Source organism: Cryobacterium sp. (genome assembly GCF_025463825.1).
Classification (GTDB): domain Bacteria; phylum Actinomycetota; class Actinomycetes; order Actinomycetales; family Microbacteriaceae; genus Cryobacterium.
Map to the genome: position 1 here is coordinate 1 of NZ_JAODBG010000143.1, position 14,495 is coordinate 14,495.

At 65.2% G+C, this 14,495-nt stretch carries 14 protein-coding genes; 8 read left to right on the top strand and 6 right to left on the bottom strand.

The features are described from left to right. The first annotated feature begins 102 nt into the window (after positions 1-102). The 8 genes from rpmH to JWP54_RS17265 all read left to right on the top strand — a co-directional run bounded on the left by rpmH (position 103) and on the right by JWP54_RS17265 (position 5,108). Entirely contained in the window at positions 103-240 is a 138-nt protein-coding gene (gene rpmH / locus JWP54_RS17230) for a 50S ribosomal protein L34 (RefSeq protein ID WP_010204566.1), read from the top strand. Between the two features lie 8 nt (positions 241-248). Next, the gene (gene rnpA, locus JWP54_RS17235; protein WP_297374720.1) at positions 249-590 is read left to right on the top strand and encodes a ribonuclease P protein component; all 342 of its coding nucleotides are present in this window, start codon (positions 249-251) and stop codon (positions 588-590) included. 8 nt (positions 591-598) lie between these two features. Further along, positions 599-919, top strand: a complete 321-nt coding sequence (gene yidD / locus JWP54_RS17240; protein ID WP_297374811.1) for a membrane protein insertion efficiency factor YidD — start codon at positions 599-601, stop codon at positions 917-919. Then, complete coding sequence (yidC, locus tag JWP54_RS17245) at positions 907-1,881, top strand: membrane protein insertase YidC (RefSeq protein WP_297374723.1); 975 nt, start codon at positions 907-909, stop codon at positions 1,879-1,881. Before yidD ends, yidC begins: the two co-directional genes overlap by 13 nt. Positions 1,882-1,886: 5 nt before the next feature. Beyond that, complete coding sequence (locus tag JWP54_RS17250; RefSeq protein WP_297374726.1) at positions 1,887-2,411, top strand: R3H domain-containing nucleic acid-binding protein; 525 nt, start codon at positions 1,887-1,889, stop codon at positions 2,409-2,411. A 13-nt stretch (positions 2,412-2,424) separates the two neighbouring features. After that, the gene (rsmG, locus tag JWP54_RS17255) at positions 2,425-3,054 is read left to right on the top strand and encodes a 16S rRNA (guanine(527)-N(7))-methyltransferase RsmG (protein ID WP_297374729.1); all 630 of its coding nucleotides are present in this window, start codon (positions 2,425-2,427) and stop codon (positions 3,052-3,054) included. Between the two features lie 75 nt (positions 3,055-3,129). After that, positions 3,130-4,062 carry a ParA family protein gene (locus tag JWP54_RS17260; RefSeq protein WP_297374732.1) on the top strand — a complete coding sequence of 311 codons (933 nt, stop codon included), beginning with the start codon at positions 3,130-3,132 and terminating at the stop codon, positions 4,060-4,062. Then, entirely contained in the window at positions 4,062-5,108 is a 1,047-nt protein-coding gene (locus JWP54_RS17265) for a ParB/RepB/Spo0J family partition protein (protein ID WP_297374736.1), read from the top strand. Before JWP54_RS17260 ends, JWP54_RS17265 begins: the two co-directional genes overlap by 1 nt. Positions 5,109-6,587: 1,479 nt before the next feature. Here JWP54_RS17265 and JWP54_RS17270 read toward each other — a convergent pair. From JWP54_RS17270 to JWP54_RS17295, 6 genes are all read right to left on the bottom strand, one after another. Further along, positions 6,588-7,547: a D-alanine--D-alanine ligase gene (locus JWP54_RS17270; RefSeq protein WP_297374739.1), complete on the bottom strand. Its 960-nt coding sequence runs from the start codon at positions 7,545-7,547 to the stop codon at positions 6,588-6,590. Positions 7,548-7,589: 42 nt separating this feature from the next. Next, positions 7,590-8,909: a PLP-dependent aminotransferase family protein gene (locus JWP54_RS17275; protein ID WP_297374743.1), complete on the bottom strand. Its 1,320-nt coding sequence runs from the start codon at positions 8,907-8,909 to the stop codon at positions 7,590-7,592. Between the two features lie 131 nt (positions 8,910-9,040). Further along, on the bottom strand, positions 9,041-9,364 hold the full coding sequence (gene trxA, locus JWP54_RS17280; protein ID WP_297374746.1) for a thioredoxin: 324 nt from the start codon (positions 9,362-9,364) through the stop codon (positions 9,041-9,043). Positions 9,365-9,374: 10 nt separating this feature from the next. Beyond that, positions 9,375-10,349: a thioredoxin-disulfide reductase gene (trxB, locus tag JWP54_RS17285; RefSeq protein ID WP_297374749.1), complete on the bottom strand. Its 975-nt coding sequence runs from the start codon at positions 10,347-10,349 to the stop codon at positions 9,375-9,377. Between the two features lie 174 nt (positions 10,350-10,523). Next, the gene (murJ, locus tag JWP54_RS17290) at positions 10,524-12,137 is read right to left on the bottom strand and encodes a murein biosynthesis integral membrane protein MurJ (RefSeq protein ID WP_297374754.1); all 1,614 of its coding nucleotides are present in this window, start codon (positions 12,135-12,137) and stop codon (positions 10,524-10,526) included. Then, positions 12,130-14,487 carry a DUF6049 family protein gene (locus tag JWP54_RS17295; RefSeq protein WP_297374757.1) on the bottom strand — a complete coding sequence of 786 codons (2,358 nt, stop codon included), beginning with the start codon at positions 14,485-14,487 and terminating at the stop codon, positions 12,130-12,132. The genes murJ and JWP54_RS17295 overlap by 8 nt, the downstream gene beginning before the upstream one ends. Between the last annotated feature and the right edge of the window lie 8 nt (positions 14,488-14,495).

A 14,495-nucleotide genomic window follows, 5' to 3' on the forward strand; every position in this document is an offset into this window, starting at 1 on the left:
GAAGCCGTAGTTTTAATCAGTTGACCCCAGCCCGTGGGCTACCTCACTCTTTCCCGGCCGCTCGTTTAGGCCTGCGGAGATCCAATACGTGGAGATTGAACAATGAGCAAGAGAACGTTCCAGCCGAACAACCGCCGCCGCGCCAAGGTGCACGGCTTCCGCCTTCGCATGCGCACTCGCGCCGGCCGCGCCATCCTCGGTGCACGTCGCCGCAAGGGTCGCACCGAACTCTCCGCGTAAACACTCCCGTGCTCGCTCACGCCAATCGCATCACGAGCGGGAGCGACTACAAGGCTGTCGTTCGACGAGGTGTGCGGGTCGTCGGCCCGCACACAGTGGCGTACCTTCGGCGAACCCAGGAACCCGCTCCGGTGCGGTTCGGGTTCATCGTCGCCAAGAACGTCGGCGGCGCTGTGGTGCGAAACCGGATCAGGCGTCGAATGAAGGCGGCAAGCTTCGATCTTCTTCCCGGCGTTCCAGCCGGGACCGAGATCGTTTTTCGGGCCCTGCCCGCATCGGTGAGCGCAAGCTGGCCGGTTCTGCGCGCGGAGCTGTCGAATGCACTCCTCACAGGCCAACGCGGCCGATGAAGAGGATGATGGTCACGCTGTATCTTCTCCCCAGAAATGCGGGGATCGTGCTGTTGCGTGTCTATCGCGCGGTAATCTCACCGTTATACGGTGATGTCTGCCGGTATTACCCCACGTGTTCGGCGTACGCCCTCGGCGCTGTTCAGGAATATGGCCTGATCGTCGGTTCATTTTTCGCCGCACGCCGGGTCTTGCGTTGCCACCCTTGGGCTGAAGGCGGAATCGATGATGTTCCCCTGAAAAAGCGTCGTCGCTTCACGGTGACGTCGTTTGGATTTGTAGTTCCTTTAGCCACGGAAAGGGCTGACCCGCACGTATGGACCTCATAGGCACTATTCTCTGGCCGTTGAAATGGGCCGTGGAGCTTCTGCTCGTCGCCTTCCACTGGCTGTTCTCCAACCTGGGCATGGGCTACAACGATGGCCTCACCTGGGTGCTGTCCATCGTCGGCCTCGTGCTCGTGGTCCGCGCCGCGCTGATTCCCATCTTCGTCCGGCAGATCAAGAGCCAGCGCAAGATGCTCGAGGTTGCCCCGCAGCTGAAGAAGATCCAGGACAAGTACAAGGGTAAGAAAGACCAGTTCTCCCGCGAGGCGATGTCCCGCGAGACCATGGAACTGTACAAGCGCACGGGCACCAACCCGCTGGCCTCCTGCCTTCCGCTGCTGTTGCAGATGCCGATCTTCTTCGCCCTCTTCTCGGTGCTCAATGACGCCCAGAAGTCCAATGCGGGCGTTGGGCCGCTCAACCAGGACCTGGCCACGAGCTTTGGAAACGCGACCCTCTTCGGGGTGGCCCCGCTGCATGACACCTTCGCCCAGCAGTGGGCGCTGTGGACCGCCGGATCGGACTTCAACCTCTCGGTGATGATCATCGCCGCCACCATGGTGGTGCTGATGACCGCCTCGCAGTTCATCACCCAGCTGCAGATCGTCTCCAAGAACATGTCGCCGGAGACCAAGGCCAGCCCGATGTTCCGCCAACAGAAGATCATGCTCTACCTGCTGCCGCTGGTGTTCGCCTTCTCCGGTGTGGCCTTCCCGCTCGGCGTTATGTTCTACTGGCTCACCTCGAACATCTGGACGATGGCGCAGCAGTTCCTCGTCATCCGCAACATGCCCACCCCGGGCAGCGAGGCGGCCAAGGCCCGTGAGGAGCGCCTCGCCCGAAAGGGCAAGCTTATCGCGACGGATGGCGACATCATCGTCGTCGACGAGGCGAAGAAGCCGGCCCAGCGCCAACAGCCGCTCGGCAAGAACCGTGCCAAAAAGCAGACCGGCCCCAAGAAGTAAGAGGGATGGACAACGTGACTGAGAACACTGACGTTATCGCCGCGGAGGACGTGGTACCGGCCACGCCGACCATCGACCAGCTGGAGCAGGAAGGCGACATCGCCGCGGACTACATCGAGGAGTTCCTCGACATCTGCGATCTGGACGGTGACATCGACATCGATGCCCGCAACGGCCGTGCCTATCTCTCTGTGAACTCCTCGGAACCGGGCAATCTGCGCCTGCTGTCCAAGCCGGACACCGTCAATGCATTGCAGGAGCTCACCCGCCTGGCCGTTCAGAACAAGACCGGGTCGTTCTCCCGGCTAATCCTGGACATCGGTGGGTCCCGCGAAGCGCGCCAGGGCGAGCTGACCGATCTGGTCGGCCGGGCCATCGAACGTATCGAAGGCGGTGCAACGGAGGCTTCCCTCCCGCCGATGTCGTCGTACGAGCGCAAACTCGTGCATGACATCGTCTCCGAGCGCGGCTTCGTTTCCGAGTCCCGGGGCGAAGGCCGCGACCGTCACACCGTCATCACCGCCGCGTAAACCCGCTCCGTTTATGGTTGACACTCTCGAGGCCGAACCGGTCGTTGCCGCACAGCTCTTCGGCGATCGCATCGACGTCGCACGCGAGTTCACCCGGCATCTGGCCGAGCAGGGCGAGGAGCTCGGGCTGATCGGACCGCTGGAGCTGCCCCGGCTATGGAGCCGCCACATCCTGAACTGCGTCGTCGTGGCGCCACTGCTGCGTCCTGGTCTCGTTGGGGACGTCGGATCGGGCGCCGGGCTGCCCGGCCTGGTTCTCGCGATCGCCCGGCCCGACGTCTCGTTCGTGCTGATCGAGCCCATGGAGCGGCGGGTGGCGTGGTTGACCGGCCAGATTGCGGCGCTCGGTCTGACGAACGCCACCGTGCTGCGTGCCCGTGCTGAAGACATCCGCCTGAACACACCGTTGGATCAGGTCACCGCTCGCGCTGTAAGCGCTTTCAAGACGCTGATTCCGCTCACCGCACCGCTGCTGCGACCCGGCGGGGAGCTTGTGGTGATGAAGGGTGCCGGCGCGGCCGGTGAAATCAACAACGCCGCGAAGGCCATCACTCGCTTCCGGCTGCGGAATGTCGAGGTTCTTACGCTCGGCGAGGGCGTGCTGCAGGACGTTACCCGGGTCATTAGGGCTACAGTGGAGTAGTCCCAGGCGGCGCTCCTTCCCCCGGGAACGCTCTGATCCGGGTGGCTCATCAATCGTCGAACGCAAAGGTTTCACGTGAAACAACCTGGCGAAGACCAGCAGGCCGGCTCCCCCGGCTCCGGCCTCGACACTCCTCTGGCCCGGGAGATCTCAGACCTGACCCGTCGTCGTCAGCTCATTGCCGCCGACCGCCTGCCCAAACCGGACAGCACCCGCGTGATCACCATCTCCAACCAGAAGGGCGGAGTCGGCAAGACGACCACCGCTGTGAACCTGGCCGCCGCGCTGGCTCGCCAGGGCGCACGCGTGCTGGTGATCGACCTGGACCCGCAGGGTAACGCTTCCACCGCACTCGGTGTCGAACACCGGGCGGAGACGCCCAGCGTCTATGACGTGGTCATCAACGACCTGCCGATGGTGGATGTCGTGCAGAAGAGTCCGGAATTCGGCGCCCTCTACTGCGTTCCCGCCACCATCCACCTGGCCGGCGCCGAAATCGAACTGGTCTCCCTCGTGGCTAGGGAGCAGCGCCTGCGTCGAGCGCTGGACCTGCACATCAAGGAAATGACGGACCCGTATGACTACGTGTTCATCGACTGCCCGCCGTCGCTGGGGCTCCTCACCATCAACGCGTTCGTTGCCGCCCGCGAGGTCCTGATTCCGATCCAGTGCGAGTACTACGCCCTCGAGGGACTGAGTCAGCTCCTCAAGAACATCGAGCTGATCGAAAAGCACCTCAACCCGAACCTGGTCGTGTCGACCATTCTGCTGACCATGTATGACAGCCGCACGAACCTGGCCAATCAGGTGGCACAGGACGTGCGGGATCACTTCCCGAAACAGGTGCTCAACACCCTGATTCCGCGGTCCGTGCGGGTGTCAGAGGCACCCAGCTACGGGCAGAGCGTTGTCAGCTACGACCTGAACTCGGCAGGATCCCTCTCCTACCTCGAAGCAGCGGCAGAGATCGCCCGCAGGGGCGCCCCACCAACAGGAGAAGAGCAGTAATGGCGAAACGTACAGGGCTGGGCCGGGGTATCGGCTCGCTGATCCCGGTTCAGGAGAACCCCTCCCAGGCGCGACCCGTCGACGTGTTCTTCCCCTACAACGAGGTCCCGCACGCCGAGGGAACCGCCGGGGCCTCCCCCGCTGCCGTTGCCGCGCGTGGTGCTGATACTGTCCCGTCCGTCGTGGCGACCGACCCGTTTCCTGAGGAAGCTTCAGCGACGGAGCTCCTGCCCGTACCGGGTGCGCGTCTGGCACACCTGGATCCCGCGGACATCGTGCCCAACGCCGTCCAGCCGCGAAGCGTCTTCGACGAAGACGAGCTCGCGGAACTGGTGCACAGCATCCGCGAAGTGGGCGTACTCCAGCCCATTGTGGTGCGGCCACTCCCCGATCGGCCGGGGAAGTACGAGCTGGTCATGGGTGAGCGCCGGCTGCGAGCCACCAAAGAGGTCGGCCTCGACAGCATCCCGGCGATCGTCCGCGATACTGCCGACATCGACATGCTCCGCGACGCCCTGCTGGAGAACCTGCACCGCGCTCAGCTGAATCCGCTCGAAGAGGCGTCCGCCTACCAGCAGCTGCTGTCTGACTTCGGGATCACGCAGGAAGAGCTGGCCAGCCGCATCGGTCGTTCACGTCCGCAGATCACGAACACCCTGCGTCTACTCAAGCTGCCCGAGTCGGTTCAGCTTCGGGTGGCCGCCGGCGTCCTGTCGGCTGGCCACGCGCGGGCCATCTTGTCCGTCGGCGACCTGGACGGCATGCTTCGCCTGGCCGACAAGATCGTGAACGAGGACCTGTCGGTTCGTGCTGCCGAGGCCGCGGCTGCAGCCGGGCCCAGGCCGGTTGCGGTCAAGCCCGTACCCGGCCAGCGTCAAGGACACCTCAATGAGATCGCGGAAACCCTCGGCGATCGACTCGACACCCGGGTCAAGATCAACCTCGGCGCACGAAAAGGCCAGATCACAGTGGATTTCGCGACGATAGGTGACCTGAATCGTATTCTCGGTGTGCTCGGGCAGCCAGGCTTCGGCGCAAGTTCCTAAACTATATGTTTCTGAAACGTAGGCGCTCGTGGGCGTGCTTAGCGCGGCGAACGCATTTCCTTGCCGTTTAACTAGTCCGACTCAGGCTCAGTAGCCGGATGTTTCACGTGAAACAGCGCTATTTTGGACTATTTCGCAACGTCAGGAGCGATCCTAAGGGCCGCAAGTTCGGACGGGCGGGGCCGGACTGGGGGCACAAGCGGCCGGCCTCCCTGCGATTGCGGGCTATTCTGCGCATTGCTTCCTCGAACGTCAGGGATATGGCCGTGCACGGGGTGCGTTTTAGCCACCTTGGCGGTTATGTCACACCGCCGGTTGACCGTCTGTCGCCTGTCTGCGCCGGCCGGAGCCGTAGCAGCGACACGGCGCGGGTGAGCGTTTCACGTGAAACATCCGCGACGTCGCGCTGGGCGGCCGGATTACGCCCAAACCGTTGTCCGCAGATTCTCAGAGTGGCAGGCCGCGTCGAGGGGCCGTGGTGTTTCACGTGAAACATTATTGGGCCCGAACCTGGTCCAATGCAGTGATGAGGGCGGTGAAGAAGTTGTGGCGTCGAGCCGGCAGCTCACGGTTCGGGGTAGCACTCCCATCTCCTCCGCTGGCGACGGCCCAGTATGCGGAGCTCCCCCTTCTGACCTGCCCCAGTTGTCGCGTGTGGACACCTCGGACCACTGCAGGGCGTGCTTCGAGCCGAAAACGTCGGTCTCAGAGCGCGATTCGCCCCACAGCCGGGCGTGGGGATCGAGTCGCGGGCACGGCGTGGGCTCTTAGAAGGGCTTCTGGCGTGTCGAAACGGTGTGCTATTCACACATGTTTCACGTGAAACGTTCTGCGGAGTCTGCTCTCCGTCCGGACGCGAACGCGCGACAGGGTCCGTGACCAGTCCAGACACCGATGTTTCACGTGAAACGTCTGTCGAGATGGGTGAGCGTTCGGACCTCAGCACCCCGCGGGGCCACTGTGCGAGCGGAGTGACATCGACGCAGGCCTCCCGTGATATGTGCGCACTCAACGTCCGCACGGGAACGCGGGCCGGCATCGCGTCCTGCTCACGCGTCTCCTGCGATCCACGCGACTCCGGAGGCGCGCGTCTTCCCCCTGTGCCTGGGGGGGGTAACCCCGCAGCGCATATCAAATTGCAGATTGCCTCATTCTTGACGCCTTGGCCCCTGTGGACGCAGATTCGGTGGTGTTCACGCCCGCATTCTGCTCCGTAACGGGCCGAAGACACCGTGTGTGCCGCCCTAGAGCTGTACATTCTGGTGTTCCACGTGAAACATCGCACTTTTGTAGCCCGGTTCGACGGGGAGTTCGAGGCGGGGATAGCGTCTGGCCGGGCACTCAACCGGAGTGTTTCACGTGAAACATAGCCCCCAGAGCGGTCCAGGGGGAGGCGTCACTCGTGGCGCCGGTGTTCGATAGCGGCGGGGGAGGACGTGGTGCTCACGAAGGGATGTTTCACGTGAATCATCCCGTGTACTACTGGAGACTGACGGACGCAGCGCGGGCCAGGGCGGCGTAAACGGAACCGAGCGATTCCCCCGACGCCTCGATGGATTGGGGCGCGAGGGACGTCTCAGTGAGTCCGGGGAGCACATTTGCTTCGAGGAACCAGGCCACTCCCGCGGCGTCGACCATCAAGTCGATGCGGGAGAGCTGGGCCAACCCCAGCAGGCTGTGGATTGCCACCGCGGTATCTGCGACCCTCTGGGCCACCTCGGGGGCGATGCGTGCCGGCGTGAAAAACAGGGTCTCGCCGGCGTTGTACCGCGCCTCAAAGCTGAAAACACCGCTGACCGGCACGATCTCCACCGCGGGAAGTGCGACGGGGCCGTCTCCGGTGTCAATGACGGTGACCGCGAGCTCGGTCCCCTCGATCTTGGACTCGACCAGGGCGGTGTCGGCGTAGGTGTACGCATCCACCATGGCGCGGGGGAGGGCCGCTGCCGTGTCGACGATGGTGACCCCCTGGGCTGAGCCGCCCTGGGCGGGCTTGACGACAAGCGGGGTGCCGAGCGAGCTCACAATGTGCTCCAATACGCTCGCGGCACCGAGATCACGGAAGGTCTCCCGCGAGAGCGCGATCCAGGCGGGCGTGGCGAAGCCGTCCCGGCGCACAAGCTCCTTGGCCGTCGGCTTCGACCACGCCAGGCCTGCGGCGGTCCCGCGTGGTCCCACGTGCGGGATCCCGGTCGTTTCCAGCAACGACAGCAGGGCACCGTCTTCGCCCGTGGCACCGTGCAAGACCGGCCAGATCACGTCGGGCTGCCGGCGCGCGAGTTCGGCGAGCAGCCCGGACTGCGGGTCGAGAACGGTGACCGTGTGGCCGAGGCCCGTCAACTCGTCGGCGACGCGGCGACCGCTCCGCATGGAGACATCTCGCTCATGCGAGATTCCGCCAGCGAGAACCACAATATCGAGAAGATCGGATTCGCTCATGATCAGGGGTTTCCTTGGGGTTGAGGCGAGAGGAAATGGATTTTAGTTACTGTTGGGCGGTGGCGCGCCGAAACGCCGGCCGTCGTGCGCCGGTGACAACGAGCCGGTGCCGGCGAAGGTGTCCAGCAACTCGAGTTCATCATGTATAACGGTGGCAAGCCTCCGGATACCGAGTCGGATGTGGTCCGGTGTTGGATAGCAGAACGAGAGTCGCATATTCTGCCGGCCCTGACCGTCGGCGAAGAAGGCGGTGCCCGGCGTGTAGGCCACGAGCTCCTTGACGGCGCGGGGCAGCATGGCCTTGGAGTCCAAGGTCTCCGGCAAGGTGAGCCAGACGTAGAACCCGCCGTTCGGGTTCGTCCAGGTGAGTTCGGGCAGGTATTCGGTCAGTGCCGAGAGCATCGCGTTCTTGCGCTCCCGGTAGACCCCCCGGAAGGTGTTGATCTGGCCCTTCCAGTCCGCGGTCGAGAGGTACTCGGAGATGACCAGTTGGCTGAACGAACTGGGGGAGAGCACAGCGGCCTCATTGGCGAGCACCAGCTTCTCCCGTATGGCGTGCGGGGCGAGCGCCCAGCCCACCCGGAATCCGGGCGCGAGGGTCTTGGAGAATGTCCCCAGGTAGATCACTCCCTCGCGTTCGACCGAACGCATGGCGTCCGGCGCCTTCTGGTCGAAGTACAACAGCCCGTAGGGGTTGTCCTCGAGGACCAGGATCTGATTCTGGCGGGCAATCTCCAGAATCTCCACGCGGCGGGCCCAGCTGAGGGTGACCCCGGCCGGGTTGTGGAAGCTGGGAATCGTGTACAGGAACTTGACCGTGCGGCCGTCAGCCTTGAGTCGGCTGATGTGCTCCCGCAGGGCCTCAGGGATCATGCCGTGCTCGTCCATCGGAACATGGTCGACATCCGCCTGGTAGGACTTGAAGATGACCATCGCGGTGACATAACTGGGTCCCTCGGAGATGACGACGTCACCGGGGTCGAGGAAGAGCTTGCTGACCAGTTCGAGGGCGTGCTGGGAGCCGGTGGTGACGACGACATCATCGGCGTTGGCCCGGATGCCTTCGAGTGCCATGACCTCCAGGATCTGCTCCCGGAACAAGGGAACGCCCTGACCGGAGCCGTATTGCAGGGCGACAGGGCCCTGCTTTCGCATGACGTTCTCCAGAGCGCCCATCACGAGGTCTTGCGGCAGGGCCGCGACATAGGGCATTCCACCGGCCAGGGAGACGACCTCGGGGCGGGAGGCGACTGCGAACAGGGCGCGGACCTCGGAGGCGCGCAGGGCGGCGGCTCGCTCGGCGTAGTGGTGGTACCACGGGTCGAGGTTGTTGCCGGCCTGGGGGGTGCCTATCGCTGTCACGTCATATCCGTTCTGGTAAGGCCTTAATCGTATGGGGTGGCGCCCGCGCTGTCCGCACCGGCGCCGAATACACGAAAACACCCGCCCGGCGTGTGCCGGGCGGGTGTGGGGTTCGTTCGAACCTGCCGCGGCTACTTGAGGTAGGCGGCCAGGTCGGCTTCGAGGGCGGGCTTCGGCTTGGCGCCGATGACGGTCTTGACGACCTTGCCCTTCTGGAAGACCTTCATCGCGGGGATGGAGGTGATCATGTACTTCGCGGCCAATGCCGGGTGGTCGTCGACATTGAGCTTGACGATGTCGATCTTGTCGGAGTTCTCAGCGGCGATCTGGTCGAGGATCGGGCTGACAGCGCGACACGGACCACACCATTCTGCCCAGAAGTCCACCAGGACCGTCTTCTCGTTGTTGATGACTTCCTGGTCGAAGGTGGCGTCGGTGACGGCGCGTGCTGACATGTGGGGCTCCTTAGTTGGTGACGCTTGCGAATTCAGGGTCGCCGGCCGCGGCCAGCAAATCTTCGGGGAGGGTGGCGAGGTAGTGCTCGGCGTCCAGGGCCGCCACGGTACCGCTGGCGGCCGCGGTCACCGCCTGGCGGTACGTGGGGTCGATGACGTCTCCGGCGGCGAACACACCGGCCTGGCTGGTCTGGGACGACCGTCCGGCGACGGCGATGGTGCCTTCGCTGGTGAGGTCGAGCAGGTCGTGCACAAGGTGGGTGCGCGGATCGTTACCGATTGCGACGAACAGGCCGCCCACCGCGAGGCTGCTGTCGGCACCGCTGACGGTGTCGCGCAGGCGCAGGCCCTCGACGGCGTCCTCACCGTCGATGCCGACGACCTCGGTGTTCCAGACGAACTCGATCTTCGGGTGCGACAGCGCGCGTTCCTGCATGATCTTAGAGGCGCGCAGGGTGTCCTTGCGGTGGATGATGTAGACCTTGCTCGCAAAGCGGGTGAGGAAGGTGGCCTCTTCCATGGCGGAGTCGCCGCCGCCGATGACGGCGATGACCTTCTCCTTGAAGAAGAAGCCGTCGCACGTCGCACACCAGGACACGCCCCGGCCGCTCAGACGCTCCTCGTCGGCGATGCCCAGCTTGCGGTACGCGGAGCCGGTGGCGAAGATGATCGCCAGGGCCTCGTGCTTCTCGCCGTTGCCGAGGGTCACCGACTTGACGGTGTCGCCGAACTCGAGGTTGGTGACGTCGTCATAGATGACCTCGGTGCCGAACTTCTCGGCCTGCTCCTGCATCTTGGCCATCAGCTCCGGTCCCTGGATGCCGTCGGCGAAGCCGGGAAAGTTCTCCACGTCGGTGGTGTTCATCAGTTCACCGCCGGCCTCGACCGAGCTGGCGATCAGGAGCGGCTTCATGTTCGCCCGCGCCGCGTAGATGGCCGCCGTGAAGCCAGCGGGACCCGAACCGATGATGATGACCTGACGCACGCGGAGACTCCTTGAAATCAATGGGAGAGACGCCCTTCGGCGCCTCACATTCGGGTACAACACATCCTAATCGGATGGTATTCCACGCCGTCGGGCCCGCCACCTTGCTGCACAGCCGTCGTTCAGCATGGACTCGCCAGCCGGCTGGGCACCGGATGGGCCTAGCGGACGGGCCTAGCGGCGGAACCGAGCCTTCAGCGGGGCGAGGAAGTCGTGCAACTCGGTGCTGCGCATGAGGAGCAGGAGGCCGAAGTACAGCCCGGACATGACCAGTCCGATCACGATCATGGCGACGATGGCGGGTGCGATTCCCGAGATGGCGAAGCCGTCCTCGCGGGTGCCGCCTAGAGCGACGAGGAGACCGAGCCCCGCGGCGACGGGCAGGATGACGGCAACGACGTACTTCGCCATGCTCCGCAGGATACGGCGGCCGTCGATGCCACCGAGTCTCTTGCGCAACAATGACGCGGCCAGGACGGCCTGCATGACGCCGGACACGGTAACGACCAGCGCGATACCGAACGCGGTCCATTCGCGAGGAAGAAGAGTGCAGCCAAGCACGCCGATGACCACGAGCACAACCTGGAAGAGAGTGAAGAAGAACGGGGTGCGGGTATCCCCGAGGGCGTAGAACGTGCGCTGCACGACGAAGAGCACACAGAACGCGACCAGGCCCAAAAGGTAGGCGATGATGACATTGCCGATGGCCTGGGTCTGGGCGAAGCTCTCGTGTACGAAAACCGCCGCAAACGGATACGCGCACACCATGATGACCGCACTGGCGAGCACGATCAGCAGTGTGGTCCCCCTGATGGCGGATGACGCGTCAGTTCGGAGCTTCTCGGTGTCGCCACGCGAGGCGTGTTCGCTCATCCGGGTGAAGTACGCCGTGGCGACTGAGACCGTGATGATCGAGTGCGGCAACATGAAGATCAACCAGGCCGTGCTGAGCACCGCTGTCGACGCATCCTTGCCGGAAGCGCCCGACACCACCTGGGTCTCAATGATCCCCGCAACGGTGGTGAGCAGCAGCATGCCAAAGGTCCAGCTGGCCATCTTTCCGGCTGCGCCGAGGCCGACGCCTCGGAACGCGAAGTCAGGCCGGTAGCGCAAACCGATTCGCCGCCAGAAGTAATACAGCACCACCGCCTGCAGCACGACGCCCAGGGTGGCGCTGCCGGCGAGGATGCCGATCATCCCCGGAGTGAACTCAGTGGCCAGTCGTTGCCCCAGTGGGTCGGCGCCGAACAGCGCCATGAACACCAGCAGCCCGCCGATCGCGATGACATTGTTGATCACGGGAACCCAGGTGAACGGTCCGAACGATTTGCGGGCGTTGAGGACTTCACCCAGCACGGTGTACAGGCCGTAGAAGAAAATTTGCGGCAGGCACCAATAGGCGAACGCGATCGCCAGCGACATCTGCTCCGGTGAGTAGCCCAAACCGATGAACCTGGTGATCAGGGGCGCCAGCAGGCTGGCGATCAGGGTCGTGACGGCCAGGATTCCCAACGCCAGGGTGACGAGCTTGTTGATATACGCCGTGCCACCATCGTCGTGCAGGCTGGCGCGCACGATTTGAGGTACGAGCACCGCTGTCAACACTCCGCCGGCCACGATCGTGTAAACCGTGTTCGGCAGTTGATTGGCCAGGGCGAACGCGTCGGCGCTCTGCCCGAACTGGCCGATCACCCGCGCGAAGACAATGACCTTGAGGAAGCCGAGCAACCGGGAGACCAGCGTTCCGGACGCGAGGATCGCGCTCGCACGGCCGACGCCGCTAGCCACGAGGGGCCGCCGGGGTGTCGTCGGGTTCGGCGGTCGCGGGTGTCACCGGAGCGGCGCCATCGGGGATGGTGTCGATCGGACCGCTAGGTGGGGCATCCGGACCGGCGCCGCCGTCATCATCGTGGTCGGCCTCATCGCGTGCCGCCTGGGCCCGGTCGTGTCGGCGGTGCACGATGTTGCGCCACACACCGAAGCCGAAGAACAGCACGACGAGGGCGGCGAAGATGCGTGAACCGATGCCCTCCCAGTCCGCTCGCACGTTGACCGAGATGAGGGAGGGCTGGTCCATGGACGCCCCCGCAGGGGTGAACAGGGTCACGCGCAGGGTCACGGCGCCGTTACCGACGGCCGCGGTCACCGGGATCGAAACCGCCTTGGCGGAGTCGGCATCCAGGACGGTCTCGACATCGTTGCCGACCACGAGCCGGCCATTCGACGGAACCACCTGGACGCGTACGGTGACGGCCTGGTTCAGGGCGTTGTTCAGGGTGATCGGGATGTCGACCTTGCTACCGACCACGTTGATGGGGCCGGTGGTGCTCACGGTCACGGACTTCAGCACCTCGTGGGAGGCGGCCAGGTTATCGCCCACAGCGGCGCGCCAGTCGCCGGGGGTCGACTGCCACGAGGTGGCGAGCAGGCCGAGAAGCGCGAGCCGGTTCGGGGCAGTGATGGCGTTCGGGTCCGCCAGGGCGCCGGCGAACTCGACCACCTCGGCCTCCCGGTCGATCAGGCGACTGGCGAGGTCGATGCTGGCGGCGGGCTCGGCGTGCGGTACGAAGCTCACGTCGGTCGAGACCGTGGTCGCCGCAGCAGCCGTCAGGGTGGTTGGCGCGTACCAGGGCAGGTTGGCCAGGCTTTCGAGAGTCTGGCTGAGTCGAGCGGCGGTGGGCGGCCAACCCCGGTCCATGGTGGCCAGCAGCGTCAGGGCCGCATCCGGATTCGAGGCGGCGACGATCGCTACCTGGGAGGACAGTTCGGCCATCGCTCCCCGCCAGGTTGCCTCGGTGGTGGCCGTCACAGCGCGGCGCAGCGCCTGGGAGATGCCGGTGTCGGCGACGAGCCCGACCTGGTCGGAGCCCAGGTCGACGGTGGTAGCCGAGGTGGCCACCGTATCGTCGTCGGCGACATTGCCGGACGCCAGGATGGTGCTGGTCAGGCCGGCGGCGGAGAACGCGCTCAGGTCGGCCTGGGCGACGGCGTTGTCGGCGGGCCAGGCGATGGCTGTCGTGGTGTAGTCCCAGGCGAGCAGCTGGCCGAGGGTGGGGGCGGTACCACCTTCAGCCGGAGGCGGCTCCTGGGTAGATGTCGGTGATGGAATATTAGGGTCGGCGGTTTCGCCGTCGGTGGCGGGCGGAGCGTCTGGTGGGGTCGGCACGAAGAGGGATGGATCGGTGGCGAAGGCCAGCGAGGTCGGTGTGAGCGGGGCGGAGGCGCCTGCTTGCACGGCGAGTGCGGGGTCGGCATCCGCATACCCGAGTGGGAATATGTTGTTGTCGGCGGATGCGAGACGGTTGAGCCAGTCGACCGCCGAGGCCGGCGCTGAGGTGCCGAGCACCCGGATGGAGGCGATGATCATCGGATCGATCGCGATCGCCACGGGCCGGTTGAGAACTCCGTCGAGTTGCCGGGTGAGGACGCCGGCATCCGCCGTATAGGTGGTGAGGTCGTCCGCGCTGATCAGCCCGGTGCTGGAGGCCGGCGTGGTGATCGGCATCGCGATGGCCAGGTCTACCGGGGTTACTGCGGGCGGAGTGGACTCGCTGGTATCGGGGTACCAGACGAAGGTGGACTCGTCAGAGGCCCGGACTGTCTCGTCGGAGCTGAGCGATGCCGCGATGCCGCGGGGACCCCACGGGCTCCACTCGAAGAGACCGAGTGAGTCGCTGGGCACATTGACGGCGACGCTCACGGTGCTGTGCGCCGGCACCGGCTCCGCCAGGGGCACGCTCGTCATGAGGTCGCCGAAGTCGCTGTCCTCGTCGGGATCGAGCCAGTCGTTGAGGGCGGACCTGGTGGCGAGGGCGCGTTCGGCCAGGAACACCTCGACGGTCCCGGTCGGGATCGCGGTGGCGGTGTCGTTGGCGACCGTCACGGTCAGCTGTAGCGGCTGGTCGATGCGCAGGACCGATGAGCCGCTGGGACTGAGGGTGAGGGTGACGGTGTCCTCATCCGTCGCCGCCGTCACGGATGCGGCGGTTGCGCCGGTCGGGGTCGCAGCCCAGGCCGCCGGGCCGGAGCCGGCCAGGACGGTGAGCAGGGCCAAGGGTGCACAGAGCAGGGCGAGCCGGATGCGCCGTCGGGCTTTGGGGAGCGCGGGCCGACGCGCGTGATTCGGATCGGCCACCATGTACGGGA

What these genes read in the sequence shown, in the direction of transcription:
- rpmH (WP_010204566.1), top strand. Translation starts at nt 103, where the DNA reads ATGAGCAAGAGAACGTTCCAGCCGAACAACCGCCGCCGCGCCAAGGTG.
- yidD (WP_297374811.1), top strand. Translation starts at nt 599, where the DNA reads ATGGTCACGCTGTATCTTCTCCCCAGAAATGCGGGGATCGTGCTGTTG.
- yidC (WP_297374723.1), top strand. Translation starts at nt 907, where the DNA reads ATGGACCTCATAGGCACTATTCTCTGGCCGTTGAAATGGGCCGTGGAG.
- JWP54_RS17250 (WP_297374726.1), top strand. Translation starts at nt 1,887, where the DNA reads ATGGACAACGTGACTGAGAACACTGACGTTATCGCCGCGGAGGACGTG.
- rsmG (WP_297374729.1), top strand. Translation starts at nt 2,425, where the DNA reads ATGGTTGACACTCTCGAGGCCGAACCGGTCGTTGCCGCACAGCTCTTC.
- JWP54_RS17265 (WP_297374736.1), top strand. Translation starts at nt 4,062, where the DNA reads ATGGCGAAACGTACAGGGCTGGGCCGGGGTATCGGCTCGCTGATCCCG.
- JWP54_RS17270 (WP_297374739.1), bottom strand. Translation starts at nt 7,547, where the DNA reads ATGAGCGAATCCGATCTTCTCGATATTGTGGTTCTCGCTGGCGGAATC.
- trxA (WP_297374746.1), bottom strand. Translation starts at nt 9,364, where the DNA reads ATGTCAGCACGCGCCGTCACCGACGCCACCTTCGACCAGGAAGTCATC.
- JWP54_RS17295 (WP_297374757.1), bottom strand. Translation starts at nt 14,487, where the DNA reads ATGGTGGCCGATCCGAATCACGCGCGTCGGCCCGCGCTCCCCAAAGCC.